This is a genomic window from Bradyrhizobium daqingense, assembly GCF_021044685.1.
Lineage (GTDB): Bacteria > Pseudomonadota > Alphaproteobacteria > Rhizobiales > Xanthobacteraceae > Bradyrhizobium > Bradyrhizobium daqingense.
Genome location: NZ_CP088014.1, coordinates 4,519,820 through 4,536,917, shown reverse-complemented (window position 1 = coordinate 4,536,917; position 17,098 = coordinate 4,519,820). Strand labels below are relative to the sequence as shown.

At 65.0% G+C, this 17,098-nt stretch carries 16 protein-coding genes; 3 read left to right on the top strand and 13 right to left on the bottom strand.

Features of this window, described 5'->3' with window-relative positions:
- Positions 1 to 15: 15 nt before the first annotated feature.
- The 5 genes from LPJ38_RS21350 to LPJ38_RS21330 form a co-directional block, all read right to left on the bottom strand.
- Positions 16 to 216: a hypothetical protein gene (locus LPJ38_RS21350; protein ID WP_145640142.1), complete on the bottom strand. Its 201-nt coding sequence runs from the start codon at positions 214 to 216 to the stop codon at positions 16 to 18.
- Positions 217 to 227: 11 nt separating this feature from the next.
- Positions 228 to 413 carry a hypothetical protein gene (locus LPJ38_RS21345; RefSeq protein ID WP_145640139.1) on the bottom strand — a complete coding sequence of 62 codons (186 nt, stop codon included), beginning with the start codon at positions 411 to 413 and terminating at the stop codon, positions 228 to 230.
- 146 nt (positions 414 to 559) lie between these two features.
- Positions 560 to 1,831, bottom strand: coding sequence for a cytochrome P450 (locus tag LPJ38_RS21340; protein ID WP_145640136.1), 1,272 nt, complete (start codon positions 1,829 to 1,831; stop codon positions 560 to 562).
- Positions 1,832 to 1,917: 86 nt separating this feature from the next.
- The gene (locus LPJ38_RS21335; protein ID WP_145640133.1) at positions 1,918 to 2,238 is read right to left on the bottom strand and encodes a hypothetical protein; all 321 of its coding nucleotides are present in this window, start codon (positions 2,236 to 2,238) and stop codon (positions 1,918 to 1,920) included.
- Between the two features lie 106 nt (positions 2,239 to 2,344).
- Positions 2,345 to 3,118, bottom strand: coding sequence for a ferredoxin--NADP reductase (locus LPJ38_RS21330; RefSeq protein WP_145640130.1), 774 nt, complete (start codon positions 3,116 to 3,118; stop codon positions 2,345 to 2,347).
- 157 nt (positions 3,119 to 3,275) lie between these two features.
- Between LPJ38_RS21330 and LPJ38_RS21325 the strand changes: the two genes are divergently transcribed.
- Entirely contained in the window at positions 3,276 to 4,472 is a 1,197-nt protein-coding gene (locus LPJ38_RS21325) for an amidohydrolase family protein (RefSeq protein ID WP_145640126.1), read from the top strand.
- Positions 4,473 to 4,584: 112 nt separating this feature from the next.
- Here LPJ38_RS21325 and LPJ38_RS21320 read toward each other — a convergent pair whose 3' ends face one another.
- The 8 genes from LPJ38_RS21320 to LPJ38_RS21285 all read right to left on the bottom strand — a co-directional run bounded on the left by LPJ38_RS21320 (position 4,585) and on the right by LPJ38_RS21285 (position 12,813).
- Positions 4,585 to 5,040, bottom strand: coding sequence for a MarR family winged helix-turn-helix transcriptional regulator (locus LPJ38_RS21320; RefSeq protein ID WP_145640123.1), 456 nt, complete (start codon positions 5,038 to 5,040; stop codon positions 4,585 to 4,587).
- Between the two features lie 13 nt (positions 5,041 to 5,053).
- Positions 5,054 to 5,758 carry an ABC transporter ATP-binding protein gene (locus LPJ38_RS21315; RefSeq protein ID WP_145640119.1) on the bottom strand — a complete coding sequence of 235 codons (705 nt, stop codon included), beginning with the start codon at positions 5,756 to 5,758 and terminating at the stop codon, positions 5,054 to 5,056.
- Positions 5,755 to 6,546: an ABC transporter ATP-binding protein gene (locus LPJ38_RS21310; RefSeq protein WP_145640115.1), complete on the bottom strand. Its 792-nt coding sequence runs from the start codon at positions 6,544 to 6,546 to the stop codon at positions 5,755 to 5,757. Before LPJ38_RS21310 ends, LPJ38_RS21315 begins: the two co-directional genes overlap by 4 nt.
- Positions 6,543 to 8,435, bottom strand: a complete 1,893-nt coding sequence (locus tag LPJ38_RS21305) for an ABC transporter permease (protein ID WP_145640112.1) — start codon at positions 8,433 to 8,435, stop codon at positions 6,543 to 6,545. Before LPJ38_RS21305 ends, LPJ38_RS21310 begins: the two co-directional genes overlap by 4 nt.
- A 150-nt stretch (positions 8,436 to 8,585) precedes the next feature.
- Complete coding sequence (locus LPJ38_RS21300) at positions 8,586 to 9,788, bottom strand: ABC transporter substrate-binding protein (RefSeq protein ID WP_008552646.1); 1,203 nt, start codon at positions 9,786 to 9,788, stop codon at positions 8,586 to 8,588.
- 77 nt (positions 9,789 to 9,865) lie between these two features.
- Entirely contained in the window at positions 9,866 to 10,450 is a 585-nt protein-coding gene (locus LPJ38_RS21295) for an amino acid synthesis family protein (protein ID WP_084803796.1), read from the bottom strand.
- A gap of 15 nt (positions 10,451 to 10,465) precedes the next feature.
- Positions 10,466 to 11,359 (bottom strand): UPF0280 family protein, encoded by an 894-nt coding sequence (locus LPJ38_RS21290; protein WP_145640110.1) that lies wholly within the window; start codon positions 11,357 to 11,359, stop codon positions 10,466 to 10,468.
- Positions 11,356 to 12,813, bottom strand: coding sequence for a 6-hydroxynicotinate reductase (locus LPJ38_RS21285; protein ID WP_208750620.1), 1,458 nt, complete (start codon positions 12,811 to 12,813; stop codon positions 11,356 to 11,358). Before LPJ38_RS21285 ends, LPJ38_RS21290 begins: the two co-directional genes overlap by 4 nt.
- Positions 12,814 to 13,078: 265 nt before the next feature.
- Here LPJ38_RS21285 and LPJ38_RS21280 point away from each other — a divergent pair, with 265 nt between their 5' ends.
- Positions 13,079 to 13,561: a (2Fe-2S)-binding protein gene (locus LPJ38_RS21280; RefSeq protein WP_145640105.1), complete on the top strand. Its 483-nt coding sequence runs from the start codon at positions 13,079 to 13,081 to the stop codon at positions 13,559 to 13,561.
- Positions 13,561 to 17,088 carry a molybdopterin cofactor-binding domain-containing protein gene (locus tag LPJ38_RS21275; RefSeq protein WP_145640102.1) on the top strand — a complete coding sequence of 1,176 codons (3,528 nt, stop codon included), beginning with the start codon at positions 13,561 to 13,563 and terminating at the stop codon, positions 17,086 to 17,088. The genes LPJ38_RS21280 and LPJ38_RS21275 overlap by 1 nt, the downstream gene beginning before the upstream one ends.
- Positions 17,089 to 17,098: the final 10 nt, after the last annotated feature.

Here is a 17,098-nt window from a genome sequence, read left to right as displayed (position 1 = left end):
TCGTATCTCCAATCGTCACCTGCCTCCGCCCTTGCCCGCCTCATCGTGCGCATGGTGGGAATCGCGCTCGCCTCCGCCGCCCGAGACACGGCTGTGGCTGCGCCGCGAATTGTCGGCCGGCGGCTTCTTCACCTCCAGCGGCGCCTTCGCATTCTCATGCGAAGCGCCGGGCCCGCCCTGACGAATACTGTGGGGTGTCTTGGTGGATGTCGACATCACGTCCCTCCTCAGCGATCCTGCTGATAGCCTTGATTGGTCGTGTTCTGCTTGATGTTGCCCTGCTGTCCTTGCTGGTCCGGATTCTGCGCACGCTGCTGGCCGTGCGGTGTCTGATCAGGGGACATCTGCTTGCTGTCGCCAGTTCCCTTGCGGCTCTGATTGTCCGGCGGAACAGGTGGCATCTTGCTGGTCATGATCTCGTCTCCCGTTAAGACATCGATCTGCGACATCGAGAGTTGTGGAACCCGTCGCGCGTCGATGTGCCAGTGACAACAGGACGGACGGCACACCGTTCCTGATCGATCAGGCCCGGCCAATGTTTTCCGAAGAGACGTCGATCTTAGCTCGCCGCCGTGAGGGAACGATCGATGCCGGCTTCGCTCCGCGCAATCGCCTGTGTTCCACGGCCCTCGGTCACGACGGGAAGCTTTGCGATCGCGCGCAGGCCGGGCCGCCTGCGCCAACGGACCTCGGCGGGATCGACGGCCAAGCCAAGCTTCGGCCACCGCACGAACAATGCTTCCAGCGCGCAGGCTGCCTCGATACGCGCGAGTTGATGGCCGAGGCAGAAATGGATTCCCGTTCCGAACGACATGTGGCGGTTTGGTTTGCGTTCGAGATCGAGCCTCTCCGGCTGGTCATGCATCGCCGGATCCATGTTCGCCGCTGCGAGCATCACTATGACGCGATCGCCCTTCTTCAGGCGCACGCCTTCGACCTCGATATCCCGCCGCACATAGCGCGGCTTGGAGAATTGCACCGGCGAGACGAAGCGCAGGAACTCCTCGACTGCGAGGCCGACACGGCTCCAATCCTGTTCGAGCCAATCGCGCAGGCCCGGATTCCTGAGCAGTTCGTAAGCCGATCCGCTGATGAGGTGCGTGGTCGTCTCCGAGCCGGCCGCAAGCAGCAGAAACACCATCGAGACCATTTCGTCCGGCGTGATCTGCCTGCCCTCGCGCTCGACCTGGACCAGCTCTGCGATCAGGCCCTCGCCGCCCCGTTCGCGCGCGAGCTGCAGCTGCCTATCGAGATAGGCGCGCATCTTGCGGAACGCGAACAGCAGGCGGAAGAAGCTGACGACATTGGTCAGCGACGACATCGAATTGGCCCAGGCGATGAACCGCGGCCGGTCGGCCAGCGGCAGGCCCAAGAGCTCGGAGATCACTGCCAGCGGCAGGATGCGGGCGTAGCGCTGGACGAGGTCGGCCGGGCTTCCGTTCGCAAAGATCTCGTCCGCGAGACCGTCGGCGATGGCGCGAATGCGCGGCTCCATCGCAACGATTGCGCGCCGGCGAAAGGCCTCATCCACGATGCTGCGCAGCCGGGTATGGTCAGGCTCGTCCATCGTCAGCATGTTGTTGGCAATGGTCCTGACGTATCTCGGCATCCACCAGCGCAGGCCGGCGACGTCGCCATCCTCCTTGCGCAACGTGAAGGTCGCGCCGTCCTTCAGGACCTGCGCGGTGGCATCATGCGTCGTGGTGATCCAGACGTCGCCGATGAGCGGAAATCGCGTCGCGACCAAAGGGCCCGACATGCGCAGCGTCGCGATCGCCTTGGGCGGATCGCGGTAAAAGGCCTCGCTGGTGAAATCGAGGCGCACTGTCATGGCATCACGAGGTGGTTGGTGGCGTCTCAACCAGATGGTGGGCGGCGCCGCTGGCGCAAGGGGAGCGAGCGCTTCGACAGGGGCGCCTATCCGCGCCCCGGAGAGCGCTGGCCGGCCTTGCGCTGCTGCGTGTAGGCGTCCCAATGGCTCCAGCTGCCATTGCTGAGGCTTTGCAGGTCGGTCGCAAGCGGTCGACGCGTGCGCTTGTCGTGATCGGCGATCACGCGTTCGGACTGGGCAATCTTGCGCTTGAGTTCCGCGACAGTCTTCTGGGTCTGGCCGGTCCGCTTCGACGAGGCGATCTCGCCCATCGTGAAGCGTGCGGTCTCCAGCGCCTTCAACTCGGCGCGGTTCTTCTTCAACTGGACCCGGTGCCAGGCGATGTTGCTGTCGCTGTCCGCAACCATGTGGGAACTCCGCTGATTCGTTTCCACAGTGTATCAAGCGCCGAATCGGCGCCGCAACGCCCCGGCGGCGGCGAAAATACGGTCTTATTGGGCAAGAATTGCGCGTTCAGCGCTCGGCGAAGGCCTTTTCGACCACGAACTGGGCCGGCTCGCCGTGATTGCCCTCGGCGAAACCACGCTCGCCCAGCAGCACGCGGGTGTCCGCGACCAGGGCGGGGCTGCCGCAGATCATGACACGGTCATGGGCGGCTTCGATGCCCGGCAGACCGATGTCGGCGAACAGCTTGCCGGAGGTGATGAGGTCGGTGATGCGGCCGCGATTGCGGAAGGGATCGCGCGTCACGGTCGGATAATAGATCAGCTGGTTCTGGATGTACTCGCCGAGCAGCTCGTCCTTCGGCAGATGCTCGGTGATCATCTCGCCATAGGCGAGCTCCTTGACGTGCCGGCAGCCGTGCAGAAGCACCACCTTCTCGAAGCGCTCGTAGGTTTCGGGGTCCTTGATCACGCTCAGGAAGGGCGCAAGACCCGTGCCGGTGCCGATGAGGTAGAGGTTGCGCCCCTCTTCCAGATTGTCGATCACCAGCGTGCCGGTCGCCTTGCGGCTGACGATGATCTCGTCGCCTTCCTTCAAATGCCGGAGGCGCGAGGTCAGCGGGCCGTCGGGCACCTTGATCGAGAAGAACTCCAGCGTGTCCTCGTAATTGGCGCTGGCGACGCTGTAGGCCCGTAGCAGCGGCTTCTCGCCGACCTTGAGCCCGATCATGGTGAATTCACCGTTGCGGAAACGGAAGGTCGGGCTGCGGGTGGTCTTGAAGGAGAACAGCGTGTCGGTCCAATGGTGGACGCTCAAAACGCTTTCCTGATTGAAATTGCTCATCACACCTTCCCTGTCGCGTCCAATGCGGTTCCGAGGCGGTCAGCTATGCGTCGTTTGTACACGATCATTCGTGTACTAATGAATAATCCGGCTTGATCCCGCGGTCAAGGCTGCCCAAGATCGGAAGCGTTGCAGTTAGGAATAAGGAGCCTTCTCCATGGCGCATGACGCACCCCAGGCCACCGGACCCTCGAAGCTGGTGATCCGGAATATCGGCCTGATCCTGTCCGGCGCCCTGGAAAAGCCGATCCTGGATGGCGACACCATCGTCGCCGAGAACGGCAAGATCACCGCCATCGGCCGCTTCAAGGATCTCAACACGGAGGGTGCGACCACCATCGTCGAGGCCAACGGCACCACGGTCGCGCCAGGTCTGATCGACAGCCATGTTCACCCTGTTGCCGGCGACTGGACGCCCCGTCAGAACCAGATCGGCTGGATCGACAGCAATCTGCATGGCGGCGTCACCACCATGATCTCCGCCGGCGAAGTGCACATGCCCGGCCGCCCTCGCGACGTCGTCGGCCTGAAAGCCATGGCGATCTTCGCCCAGCGCGCATTCTGGAATCTGCGCCCCGGCGGCGTAAAGGTTCATGCCGGCGCGCCCGTGATCGAATGCGAAATGGTCGAAGAGGACTTCAAGGAGCTGGCCGCAGCCGGCGTCAAGCTGCTCGGCGAAGTTGGCCTCGGCGGCGTCAAGGATGGCCCAACCGCGCGGAAGATGGTCGGCTGGGCCCGCAAATACGGCATCCAGAGCACGATCCACACCGGCGGTCCCTCCATCCCGGGCTCCGGCCTGATCGACAAGGACGTGGTGCTGGAGGCCGACACCGACGTGGTCGGCCACATCAATGGTGGCCATACCGCCCTGCCCGACGATCAGATCCGCTGCATCTGCGAGGGCTGCAAGCGCGGCCTCGAACTCGTGCACAACGGCAACGAACGCTCGGCCCTGTTCACGCTGCGCACGGCGCGCGAGATGGGCGACCTGCACCGCGTCATCCTCGGCACTGATGCCCCCGCCGGCTCCGGCGTGCAGCCGCTCGGCATTTTGCGCATGGTGTCGATGCTGTCCTCGCTCGGCGAGCTGCCGGCCGAGCTCGCCTTCTGCCTCGCCACCGGCAACACCGCCCGGATGCGCGAGCTCGATTGCGGCCTGATCGAGGTCGGCCGTTCCGCCGACTTCGTCATCATGGACAAGGCGCAGCACTCGCCGGGCAAGAACATCCTGGAGAGCGTCCAGCTCGGCGACCTCCCCGGCATCGGTATGACCATCATCGACGGCATCGTGCGTACCCAGCGCAGCCGCAACACCCCGCCCGCCGGCAAGGTGCCCGAGGTGGTCGCGAAGTGACGGCTCTTGCCGTCATTCCGGGGCGCGCGTTAGCGCGAACCCGGAATCTCGCGCAACAACCTCTGGATTCCGGGCTCACGCGCTATGCGCGCCCCGGAATGACAGGGCTCCTTCACCTGAGCTTGTTCAACAGCGCCATCAGCAGTTCACGCTCTTTCGCGTCGAGCGGTGCCAGCGTCTCCCGGGTGATCGCGAGCGCATTCGGCGCCAGCTTCTCGGCGAGCTGCTGACCGGCGCGCGTCAGGCTGACGAGGAGCCGCCGGCCGTCTTCGGGATCCTGGCTGGTTTCGGTCAGGCCGCGCGCGGTCAGGCGGTCGATCACGCCCTTGATGGTCGCAACGTCCATCGCGGTGAGACGGCCGAGCTGATTCTGCGAGCACGCACCGGCCTCGGCGAGCTTCGACAGTGCCGCCCATTGCGTTGGCGTGAGGTTCGTCCCGATGTCGCGGGAGAAGATCGAGCTGTGGCGCTGCCAGACCTGCCGCAGGATGAAGCCGACCTGTTCGTCGAGAACGTAAGGTGGTTTTGCCGGTTTGACGCTCTTCTTGGCCGCAACGCTTCTCGCCATCCGTTCCTAGTCCTCACAACGACAGATGCGCATCGCGGATATCCGGACGCGCGTCGAGCTCGGCCATGGTGCCGCCGAAGCAGATGCGGCCGCGCTCGATGATGTAGGCGCGATCGGAGATCAACCGCGCGAAATGCAGATTCTGCTCGGAGACGACGATGCTGACGCCTTCCTTCTTCATGGTCAGAATGGCGTCGACCATCTGCTCCACGATCTTCGGCGACAAGCCTTCGGAAGGCTCGTCCAGCAGCACCAGCGACGGATTGCCCATCAGCGTGCGCGCGATCGTGAGCATCTGCTGCTCGCCGCCGCTCATGCGGCCGCCCGGGCGATTCTTCATCTCGCCCAGGTTTGGAAACAGCGTGAACAGCTTTTCGCGCGTCCAGTGCGGCGCGTTGGGACGCTTGGGCTGCCGGCCGACTTCGAGATTCTCCTCGACGGTCAGGTCCGTGAAAATGCGCCGCTCCTCCGGCACATAGCCGAGACCGTCGCGGACGATCTCATGTGTCGGCTTCGACGAGACATCCTTGCCCTCGAACACGATGCGGCCGGAGCGCTGCGCGACGAGGCCGACGATCGAGCGGAACGTCGTCGACTTGCCGGCGCCGTTGCGGCCGAGCAGCGCCACCACCTCGCCCTCGCCGACCTCGAAGCCGATGTCGAACAGGATATGCGCCGGACCGTAATGGCTGTTGAGGTCTTGCACCGTCAGCTTCACATCGATGCTCCCTCGCGGTGGCGGGCATCGTAGACGAGGCCTTCGCCCAGATAGACCGCCTGCACTTGCGGATTGCCGCGGACCTCGGCCGGCGAGCCCTCGGCGATCAGCGCGCCGCGATTGAGCACGATGATGCGGTCGGCATGCTCGAACACCACATCCATGTCGTGCTCGGTGAAGAGCACGCCGAGCGATTTTTCGCGCGCGATCTGCGCGGTCAGCCGCATCAGATCGACCCGCTCGCGCGGCGCCATGCCCGCGGTCGGCTCGTCCATCAGGAGCAGCTTCGGCTGGTTGGCGAGCGCGACCGCAAGCTCGAGCCGCTTGAGATCGCCATAGGCGAGTTCACCGCAGGGCCGGTCCGCATAGCCACTCATGCCGACGAGTTCGAGCAGACGGCCGGCCTCGCCGCGGTCGAACTTGGGCGCCGAGCCGAACGGATTGAACAGCTGCCTGCCGTGCGAGATCAGCGCGACCTGCACGTTCTCCCGCACGGTCATGGTCGAGAAAGTAGCGGTGATCTGAAACGTGCGCCCGACGCCGAGCCGCCAGACCTCGCGCGGTTTCCTGCCGGTGATTTCCTCGCCGAGCAGGCGAACATGGCCGGAGTCCGGCTTGTTCTGGCCATTGAGCATGTCGAAGCAGGTGCTCTTGCCGGCGCCGTTCGGGCCGATCAGCGCCAGTATCTCGCCGGCACGCAGCGAGAACGAGACGCCGCGCACGGCATGGATGCCGCCATAGGACTTGGTCAGGCCTTCGACCGCGAGAAGTGGAGGTGCAACGCTCATTCGGCAGACTCGATCGGCTTGGCGAGCAAGGAAGATCCCGGCGGCGATGATGACTTCCTGCGGCGCTGCACCAGCAGCTCGAGCGTGCCGACGATGCCCTTGGGGAAGACGACGACGATGAGCACGATGAAGCCGCCGAGCACGAGCTTCGACAGATCGGTCTGGCTGACCAGCCAGATATTCAAGGCCTTGTAAACGATGGCGCCGATTACCGCGCCCGACACGGTCTCGACGCCGCCGAGCAGCACCATGACCAGCGCATCGACGGACAGCGAGATGCCGAGATTGTCGGGGAACACACTCCCTTTGAGATAGGCGAACAGTGCGCCGCCGATGCCGGCGGTGGTGCCTGCGATGACGAAGGCGGTCCACTGGATGCGCTTGGCATCGATGCCGATGGCTTCGCTCCGCAACAGCGAGTCGCGCGTGGCCCGCAGCGCATAGCCGAACGGCGAGAACACCATCGCCCGCAGCGCGACGGTCACCAAAGCAGCAACACCGAGCGACAGCCAGTAGAAATGCGATGGGCTCGCGGCCCAGCTCGACGGCCAGAGGCCGAGAATGCCGTTGTCGCCGCCGGTCACGTCCACCCACTGGAATGCGATCGACCACACGATCTGGGCGAAGGCGAGCGTCAGCATCGCGAAATAGACGCCGGAGAGCTGCACGGCGAAGAAGCCGAACACAGCCGCGCCCATGCAGCCGAGCAGCGGACCGAGCAGCAGGCACACGATCATCGGCAGCCCCGCCATCTTGGCGAGGAAGGCGATGCCATAGGCGCCGAGCCCGAAATAGGCGGCGTGACCGAAGGAGGCGAGCCCGCCGACCGACATCAGGAAGTGCAGGCTGACCGCGAAGATCACGAAGATCGCAATCTCGGAGCCCACCGTCAGCAGATAATTGCCGGCGAACAGCGGCAGCGTTGCCGCGACGACGAGCGCCGCAAGCGCCGCCATGCGCTCGTTCGACGTCAACGGCCGCCAGGGATTGACGGTGAGACCCGGCGTCCTGCGCGCGGGCGCCTCCGGCTTGCCGAACAGGCCCCAGGGACGCACGATCAGCACCACCGCCATCACCAGGAAGACCAGGATGATGGAGATCTTCGGGAAGATCAGGATGCCGAACGCATTGAGCTCGGACACCAGCACGGCGGCAACGAAGGCGCCGACGATGCTGCCGAGGCCGCCGATCACGACCACGACGAAAACTTCGACGATGATGCGCAGGTCCATGGCGTGATGCACGGCATCGCGCGGGATCTGGAGCGCACCGCCGAGGGCGGCAAGAAAGACGCCGACGGCGAACACTGATGTGAAGAGCCACTTCTGATTGACGCCGAGCGCAGCCACCATGTCGCGGTCCTGCGTTGCCGCGCGCACCAGCACACCCCAGCGCGTGCGCTGGAACAGCAGCCAGAGAATGCCGAGCACGACCGGGCCGAGCACGATGAGGAACAGGTCATAGGTCGGGATATTTTGGCCGAAGAAGTCGATCGCGCCCCTGAAACCCGGCGCGCGGCGGCCGACGAGATCGTCAGGTCCCCAGATCAGCACGACGAGGTCCTCGACCATCAACGTCAAACCAAAGGTCGCAAGCAGTTGGAATAGTTCGGGCGCATGATAGATGCGCCGCAGCAGCACCATCTCGACGATGACGCCGATCACCGCGACCGCGAGCGCAGCCAGCAGGATGCCGCCCCAGAAGCCGAACACGCCCGAAAAGCGTTCCGTCAGCGTGAAGGCGATGTAGGCGCCGATCATGTAGAAGGCGCCATGCGCGAAATTCACGATCCGCGTCACGCCAAAGATGATCGACAGGCCCGACGCCACCAGGAACAGCGACGCTGCGCTGGCGAGACCGGTCAGAAACTGTACGACATAAAAGGCCATCGGCGGTCCGGGTTGGGGATAGATTCAGGGCTTGGCATCATCCTTCGAGACGGCGCTTCGCGCCTCCTCAGGATGAGTCGGGGACCCTCATGGTGAGGAGCGCGGCGACGCCGCGCGTCTCGAACCATAGAGGCCCCGGTCTCTCTTGCATCAATCCTTCGGGCGCAGCTTCGCGACTTCGGCGTCGCTGGGCAGATAGTCGGCGCCCTTCTTGTAGCTGGAGTCCACCATCACGCCCTTGCCGTCCTTCAGCGCGGTCTTGCCGACATAGGCACCGAGCGTCGACTGGTGATCGATCTTGCGGAAGGTGATCTCGCCGAAGGGCGACGGCATCGACAGGCCCTCAGCCGCTGCGATCAGCTTCTCCGGATCGGTCGAGCCGGCCTTGGTCAGGATCGCGGCCGCCGACTTGATGGTCTGGTAACCGACAATCGAGCCCAGGCGCGGATAGTCGTTGAACTTGGCCTGATAGGCCTTCAGGAACGCGTCATGCTCGGGCGTCTTGATCGAGTACCAGGGATAGCCGGTGACGATCCAACCCTCGGGCGTCTCGTCCTTGAGCGGATCGAGATATTCGGGCTCGCCGGTCAGGAAGGAGACGACCTCGCGTCCTTTGAACAGGCCGCGGGTATTGCCCTCGCGCACGAGCTTGACGAGGTCGGCGCCGAAGGTGACGTTGAGGATCGCTTCCGGATTGGCGGCGGCAACCGCCTGCACCACCGGACCCGCGTCGATCTTGCCCTGCGGCGGCCATTGCTCGTCGACCCACTGGATATCAGGACGCTTCTCCGACATCAGCTTCTTGAACACCGCAACCGCCGACTGGCCGTATTCGTAGTTCGGCGCGATCGTCGCCCAGCGCTTTGCGGGCAGCTTGCTCGCGGCTTCCACCAGCATCGCCGCCTGCATGTAATTCGAGGGACGCAGGCGGAAAGTGTATTTGTTGCCCTTGGACCAAGTGATGGCGTCCGTCAGCGGCTCGGCCGCGAGGAAGAACACCTTCTTCTGGTTGGCGAAGTCGCTGACCGCGAGGCCGATATTCGACAGGAACGTGCCCGCGAGCATCGCAACGCCCTCGCTCGAGACGAGCTCGTTGGCCGCGGTCTGCGCGTCCGCCGGCTTGCCGCCATCATCCTTAGAGATGACGACGAGCTTCTTGCCGTTGATGCCGCCGGCCGCGTTGACCTCCTCGACCGCGAGTTGCCAGCCCTTGCGGTAAGGCTCGGTGAAGGCCGGCAGCAGCGAATAGCTGTTGATCTCGCCGATCTTGATGTCCTGCGCCAGGGCCGAATGAGCCATGCCGCCCGCCAGAAGCGCGAAGGCCGCGCCGACGAAGATATTTCCTGCTCGCATCCCTACCTCCAGTTTTGAACGTCCAATGTCTTTTGCGCATGACCGGGGAGAGCCTGTGCCCGGCTCTCCGGATCGTGTCATCTCAAACCGTCTTCGCCCTTGATCTCCGCAACCGTCAGCCCGCCGACGCGCGGGAGCGGTCGGCCGCTGTCGGTGACGGCAACCGCGACCATGATTTCGTTGGCGCGCGGCGCGTCGTTGATCTGCACCTCCATGCCGTCGAAATGACTGCGGACGAAGGCTGCGTCCTTGTGCCCCAGAGGAATGTCGAGTGTCGTGCCCGGACCGCTGCGCTTCTTCGACGAGGGGATCAGCGCCGCACCCTTGCTCAGGACCTTGCGCACCGGTGCGCCCATCTTGGGGTGCAGGATCGCGGCCGCATGTTCCAATTCGCCGTTTTCGCCGACCGCCGCGGCCTTGCCGTAGCTTTGCGCCTTGGCACCATCGATTCCGAGCGCGGCGACCGCGCGCTTCGACAACAGCTCGCCGAGCTCCTCGCCGATCGCGATCAGCGGCGACAGGTCCTCGACATATTTTCCAGCGAAGGGATTCTCGATCACAGCGATCGCCGCGGCGCGCCGGGTCGGCGGCGAGACCTGACGCCCCATCTCCATCTGCGTCTCTTCGACGACGGTGACGATCTTGCGGATGATCGCGCTCATGTTTCGCTTCCCTGTTCAGGCAACCGCGTTCTCCAGCACAAGCGGGCGCGATCGTTGCACTTCTATATCCTTAGTTCCGATGACAAGCATATCACCACATAGCTGCAGCACGGCACCCTCGATCAATCCGCGATCGAACAATTGCCGTGCACATTCCGCGCCAGATTCGAGCGCCGTCGCGACCTCGTCGTGGGACAACGCGCCGACATCGCAGGTGACAAGACGCGTGCCGAGATCGCTGTCGGGTTGAAGTTCATTGGCAGGCGCGCGGATGACGGCTTGGTGTCCCGGCAGATCGACGGCGTTGGCAATGATGGTGGCCGCAGCATCTGCCCGCGACGCCGTCGCCGCCAGCACCGTCACCGCGTCGGCAATGCCGAGCGAGAAGCTGCGGCCGTGGCGTCCGCTGGTCGCGACGCCGCGCACGGGGTCATCGGCATCGACCCGCATCGTCCGCATCACGCCGGAGCGATCCGGCCGATCCATCAGACCGACCGAGAAATGCTTACCCTTGCCAAGATGGAGAGCGATATCGCCGCCATTGTTGACATAGGCCCGATCGAGCGTCGCGGCCTCACGCATCGCACCGAGAATCTCCTCTGCCACGCTGCCGGCCACAGCGGCCATCGGCGTGATGAAGCAATCGCTTGCATAAGGCGCGACTGCAGCGTGCATCCGCCGCGCCACCACGCCCTTCAGCGATGTCCGCTCGCTGGCGGCCGTGCGCAACTCCGGCAATTCCGCGCAGAGCTCATCGAGGAGACCGGTGAACCGCCGCGCCGCGGCCTCATAGGCCGCATGCACTTCGCCTGCTGCTCCGCTCGCCTCCACGACCAGATCGATCGGACCATCCTGCAAATGCAGCCGCCGGCCATCAGACAGCAATGCGATTTGCGGGAGCCTGGTCATGCCCGCGGCCCCGGAATGGGGTTCTGCCAGGGCAGTTGGCGGATATCGTCGCCAGCCTGTACCTCGGAGAGCGGCTTCACGTAATCCATGTGCCCGCCAAGCGCTGCATAATCCGTCAGTTTCATCGTGAACTCGATGGGCGCGACCAGCGCCGGCGTCGGAACATAGCCGAAGGCGCCGGCCGGCATCTGCGTCACATCGACCATGTAGGTGATGCCGCCGCCCGGCCAGACATAGACGGGCGCGCCGCCGCTGGTGACCCGCGTCAGCGCGTCCTTCACCGAGCGCGTCAGCCGCACCGGGTTGTCGGTAACACCGGCGCGCAGAGAGCCCCCGGCTCCGGCCATGAACAGCACCGTGCACAGCGCCGGCTCGCAATTCTCCTGAATGCGCTTGACCGAAAATTTCAGGTCGGCGGGCATCTCGGTTTCGACCGGCTTCAAGGCCTCGTCGAGCACATAATAGGACGAATGCTCGCCGGTGGTTGAGACCATCAGCATGGTCAGACCCGGCTTTGCCTCCTTGGCATCGAACGGCCCGAGGATGGCGAGCGGATCGGAGATGTTCGTGCCGCCCCACCCCGTGCCGGGATCGGCGACCTGGAAATAACGGCCTGGGGTCGAACGCCGCCCCTTCATCTTGATGCCCGTATCGGCGATGTCGAGCAGCTTGCCGGCCTGATGCTCACTGAGCACGCCGGTGATGTGGTCGTCGACCACGACGACCTCGTCCACCTTGCCGTGCCATTGCTTGGCGAACATGCCGATCGTCGCCGAGCCGCAGCCGACGCGCATGCGCTCTTCCTTCACGCCGTTGACGATCGGCGGCTGGCCGGCCTGCACCACCACGCTCGCGCCGCCGTCGATGGTGAGCTCGACCGCCTTGCAATTGGCGAGGTCCATCAACGTATCGCAGGTGACGCGGCCCTCCTTCTTGGAGCCACCGGTGAGATGATGCACGCCGCCAAGCGACAGCATCTGCGAGCCATATTCGCTCGTCGTGACGTGGCCGACCGCCTCGCCCTGCGCGCGGACCGTCGCGGTCTCCGGGCCGAGATAACGGTCGGTGTCGATCTTCACCTTGATGCCGCAATAGGAGAAGATGCCTTCGGTGACGACAGTCACCATGTCGACGCCATCGACCTCCGCAGAGACGATGAACGGCGCGGGCTTGTAATCCGGATAGGTCGTGCCCGCGCCGATCGCGGTGACGAAGGTCGACGGCTCGTGGACGATCTTGCCGTCCCAGTCTTCGGTGCGGCTGAACGGGACGAGCTTGCCGCCATGCGAGACGGTACGCTCCAGGATCACGTGCGGATCGACGCGAACGAGCTTGCCGTCGTGGTTGGCATAGCGGTCGCAGGCGCCCGCTGCGCCCGGCTTGATGTAGCACATCACCGGACAGGCATCGCAGCGGATCTTGTCGATGACAGCGCTCGTTGTTTCCATCACCATGTCAGAGCCAGCGGACACCGCGGTTATCATTCGTATACGAACGATGTTGCGCGCGGTCCCGAGTGCTGTCAAGCGGCGGTGCGGCGCAAAAGATGCGGCTGCCGCATAAAACCTCAATTGCCTATCCGCTCTGTCCACAAACAAGGCAGCCACGCTGCAGTGCGGCATGCACGGCTTGCACGTTTGTGTACAAACGGTATCGTCGCGACGTAAATTTTACGAGCATTTGGATTTACGGCACTTGGCCGCTGGCTTGGGAACGAAGATGACGCACGCACCGATCCGCCTCACCGTGAACGGCGCGGTCTACGAGGTCGATGCGGCGCCGCAGACGCCGCTGCTCCATGTGCTGCGTAACGACCTTGCGCTCAACGGCCCGAAATATGGTTGCGGCCTAGGTGAATGCGGCACCTGTACTGTCCTGATCGACGGCGCTGCGGCACGTTCGTGCGTGATTCCCATCAGTGGCTGCGTTGGCCGCGACATCGTGACGCTCGAAGGCCTCGGCAGCCGCGACAGACCGGACGTGGTGCAGCAGGCCTTCATCGACGAGCAGGCCGCGCAATGCGGCTATTGCCTCAACGGGATGATCATGACGACCAAGGCGCTGCTCGCGATCAATCCGCGACCGACCGAACAGGAGGCGCTCGCGGCCTTGCGCTACAATCTCTGCCGCTGCGGCACGCATGTCGAGATCCTGCGCGCGGTGATGCGTGCATCCGGCCAGCTCGTCGAGGCCGCTGATTGATGGCCTTCCTGACCCCGAATGGAGCTGAGCGGCCATCCGGTTCGCTCGTCGTCGTCCGCACCGTGGACGAGGTTACATCCGAGACCTTCATCCGCATCACCGCGGATGGGTCGGTCACCGCCTATAACGGCCATGTCGATCTCGGCACCGGCATCCGCACCGCGCTCGGCCAGATCGTCGCCGAAGAGCTGGACGTGTCCTTTGCCCGCGTCGTCATCGTGCTCGGCGATACCGCCTTGGTGCCGAACCAGGGCGCGACCATCGCGAGCGAAACCATCCAGATCACCGCCGTTCCCCTGCGCAAGGCCGCCGCTCAGGCCCGGCAGTTTCTGATCGCGCGCGCAGCTGAACGGCTGGAGCTGCCGGAGACCGACCTCAGGATCGAGGACGGTCTCGTGCGCGGGCACGACAACCGCAGCGTCAACTATGGCGAGCTGATCGGCGACGAAACCATTCGCCTCGAGCTCGCCGACGATGTCGCGGTGAAATCCGTCGGTGACTACACCATCGTCGGCCAGTCGATGCCGCGCGTCGACCTGCCCGCCAAAGCCACGGGCGAGCTCACCTTCGTGCACGATGTCCGCATCCCCGGCATGCTGCACGGTCGCGTGGTGCGGCCGCCCTATGCCGGCGTCGATGCCGGTCCGTTCGTCGGCACCAGCCTGATCGCCGTCGACGAATCCTCTGTGCGCGACATTCCCGGCATCAAGGCTGTGGTCCGGATCGGCGATTTCGTCGGCGTGGTCGCCGAGCGGGAGGAGGATGCGATCCGCGCGGCGGAACAGCTCGCGGTGAGCTGGAAGCCGACGCCCTCTCTCGCCGACCTTGCCGATATCGAGACTGCACTACGCGCCAATCCATCGACCCCGCGCACGCTGATCGACAAGGGCGATGTCGATGCGGCCATTGCCGCCGCGGCCAAGCCGATGCAGCGCACCTACGTCTGGCCGTATCAGATGCACGCCTCGATCGGCCCCTCCTGCGCGGTCGCCGACTTCCAGGACGGCAATATCCGCGTCTGGTCGGGCACGCAGAACCCGCACGTTTTGCGCGCCGACCTTGCGCTGCTGGTCGAGCGTCCCGAGAGCGAGATCGAGGTCATCCGCCTCGAGGCTGCCGGCTGCTACGGCCGCAACTGCGCCGACGACGTCACTGCTGATGCCCTGTTGCTGTCGCGGGCCGTCGGCCGGCCCGTGCGCGTGCAACTGACGCGCGAGCAGGAGCACGCCTGGGAGCCCAAGGGCACCGCACAGCTCATCGACGTCAATGGCGGGCTCGACGCTAACGGCGGCATCGCCGGTTACGATCTCGCCACGCGCTATCCCTCGAACGGCGCGCCGACGCTGGCGCTGCTGCTGACCGGACGGATCGCGCCCGACCCCGCCGTGCTCCAGATGGGCGACCGTACCGCGATCCCGCCCTACGACTACGACAACATGCGCGTCATCGCCCACGACATGCCGCCGATCGTGCGCGCATCCTGGTTTCGCGGCGTCTCGGCACTGCCGAACACTTTTGCGCATGAATCCTATATCGACGAGGCCGCGAGCGAAGCCGGCGTCGATCCCATCGAATACCGTCTGCGCTACCTCAGGGACCAGCGCGCGATTGATCTCGTCAACGCCGTCGCCGAGCGCGCAGGCTGGACGCCGCGCCCCGTGCGGGAGGAGAAGGACGGCGACACTGTGCACGGCCGCGGCTTTGCCTATGCGCTCTACGTCCATAGCAAGTTCCCCGGCTATGGCGCCGCATGGTCGGCCTGGATCGCCGATGTCGCCGTGAACAAATCGACCGGCGATGTCAGCGTCACGCGTGTCGTTGCTGGACAGGACTCCGGCCTGATGATCAATCCGGACGGCGTGCGCCATCAGATCCACGGCAATGTCATCCAGTCCACCAGCCGCGCGTTGATGGAAGAAGTCTCGTTCGAGCGCGGCGCGGTCGCGGCGCGCGAATGGGGCGCCTATCCGATCATCCCCTTCCCCGACGTGCCCAAGATCGACGTGCTGATGCTGCCGCGTCAGGATCAGCCGCCTCTCGGCGTCGGCGAATCCGCCTCGGTGCCGAGTGCGGCGGCAATTGCGAATGCCATCTTCGATGCCACCGGCGTGCGCTTTCGCGAGCCACCGTTCACGCCCGAGCGGATTCTGAAAGGGCTGCACGGCGAGGCCGTGGCGACGCCGCAGGCGCTGCCCGCTCCTGCCCCGCAACCATCCCGCATCTGGGAAAATCCCTTCGCCAAACGCGCCGGCATCGTCGCGGCCATTGTAGCCGTCTGCACCGCCGCGATCGGAATCGCTGCTGCCCTCCTGCCCGGCCGGTCCATCGCGCCGATCGCTCGTCCCGATGCCTCGGTTTACTCCGCCGCGACCATTGCCCGCGGAGCGCAGCTCGCCGCACTCGGCAATTGCGCGGAGTGCCACACCAGCCTCGGCGGTGCGCTCAATGCCGGCGGCCGTGCGCTGCAGACGCCGTTCGGCACGATCTATGCGACCAACATCACACCTGACGTCGAGACCGGCATCGGCGCTTGGTCCTATCCCGCGTTCGAGCGCGCGATGCGCGACGGGCTGCATCGCGACGGACGGCAGCTCTATCCCGCCTTCCCCTACACGCACTTTGCGAAGACCAGCGATGCCGACATGCAGGCGCTGTATGCTTATCTCATGGCGCAGCCTGCGGTGCGCGCGACCACACCGGCGAATGAGCTCGCGTTTCCGTTCAATCTGCGCCCGCTGCTCGCCGGCTGGAATGCGCTATTTCACCAGACCAAGGACTTCAAGCCGGATCCCGCGAAGTCCGAGCAATGGAATCGCGGCGCCTATCTCGTCGAGGGGCTCGGCCATTGCAGCGGCTGCCATTCTCCGCGCAATGCGTTTGGCGCCGAGCAGCGCGAGGCCTATCTCGCCGGCGGCTTCGCCGAGGGCTGGGAAGCGCCCGCGCTGACGTCGCTCTCACGCGCCCCCATCCCGTGGAGCGAGGACGAACTCTTCGCTTATTTGCGCACCGGCCATTCGCGCTATCACGGCGTTGCGGCCGGTCCCATGGCGCCGATCGTAAGAGATCTCAAAGCCCTGCCCGACGAGGACATCCGCGCGATGGCGGTCTACCTCAACTCGTTCAACGACGCTGGCTCCGACCGGCAAGCGCAGGATACACTCGCCGCAAAACTCGAGAGCACAACGCAAGTCACCGTTGCTTCGTCCACCGGCGCACGGCTCTATCAGGGCGCCTGCGCCGTCTGCCATGAGGTCGGCGGCCTGCCGCTGTTCGGCACCAGGCCTTCGCTTGCGCTCAACAGCAATCTGCACAGCGCCACGTCGGACAATCTCGTGCAGGTGATCCTGCACGGGATCGCCGAGCCGGTGTCGAGCGATCTCGGCTACATGCCCGCCTTCAGAAGCAGCATGAGCGACGCGCAGGTCGAGGAGCTCGTCGCGTTCCTGCGCCGGCAGTTCGCCCCCGACAAGCCGGCCTGGACCGGCGTGCGCGAGACGATCGCGCGCGTGCGATCGTCCGCGGATTAGAGGCAGGCAA

Excerpts from the sequence above, each read along its gene's own strand:
- LPJ38_RS21330 (WP_145640130.1), bottom strand. The coding sequence starts at position 3,118 with ATGAGCAATTTCAATCAGGAAAGCGTTTTGAGCGTCCACCATTGGACC.
- LPJ38_RS21295 (WP_084803796.1), bottom strand. The coding sequence starts at position 10,450 with ATGAGCGCGATCATCCGCAAGATCGTCACCGTCGTCGAAGAGACGCAG.
- LPJ38_RS21350 (WP_145640142.1), bottom strand. The coding sequence starts at position 216 with ATGTCGACATCCACCAAGACACCCCACAGTATTCGTCAGGGCGGGCCC.
- LPJ38_RS21280 (WP_145640105.1), top strand. The coding sequence starts at position 13,079 with ATGACGCACGCACCGATCCGCCTCACCGTGAACGGCGCGGTCTACGAG.
- LPJ38_RS21320 (WP_145640123.1), bottom strand. The coding sequence starts at position 5,040 with ATGGCGAGAAGCGTTGCGGCCAAGAAGAGCGTCAAACCGGCAAAACCA.
- LPJ38_RS21325 (WP_145640126.1), top strand. The coding sequence starts at position 3,276 with ATGGCGCATGACGCACCCCAGGCCACCGGACCCTCGAAGCTGGTGATC.
- LPJ38_RS21340 (WP_145640136.1), bottom strand. The coding sequence starts at position 1,831 with ATGACAGTGCGCCTCGATTTCACCAGCGAGGCCTTTTACCGCGATCCG.
- LPJ38_RS21305 (WP_145640112.1), bottom strand. The coding sequence starts at position 8,435 with ATGGCCTTTTATGTCGTACAGTTTCTGACCGGTCTCGCCAGCGCAGCG.
- LPJ38_RS21275 (WP_145640102.1), top strand. The coding sequence starts at position 13,561 with ATGGCCTTCCTGACCCCGAATGGAGCTGAGCGGCCATCCGGTTCGCTC.
- LPJ38_RS21310 (WP_145640115.1), bottom strand. The coding sequence starts at position 6,546 with ATGAGCGTTGCACCTCCACTTCTCGCGGTCGAAGGCCTGACCAAGTCC.
- LPJ38_RS21300 (WP_008552646.1), bottom strand. The coding sequence starts at position 9,788 with ATGCGAGCAGGAAATATCTTCGTCGGCGCGGCCTTCGCGCTTCTGGCG.
- LPJ38_RS21345 (WP_145640139.1), bottom strand. The coding sequence starts at position 413 with ATGACCAGCAAGATGCCACCTGTTCCGCCGGACAATCAGAGCCGCAAG.
- LPJ38_RS21290 (WP_145640110.1), bottom strand. The coding sequence starts at position 11,359 with ATGACCAGGCTCCCGCAAATCGCATTGCTGTCTGATGGCCGGCGGCTG.
- LPJ38_RS21285 (WP_208750620.1), bottom strand. The coding sequence starts at position 12,813 with ATGGTGATGGAAACAACGAGCGCTGTCATCGACAAGATCCGCTGCGAT.
- LPJ38_RS21335 (WP_145640133.1), bottom strand. The coding sequence starts at position 2,238 with ATGGTTGCGGACAGCGACAGCAACATCGCCTGGCACCGGGTCCAGTTG.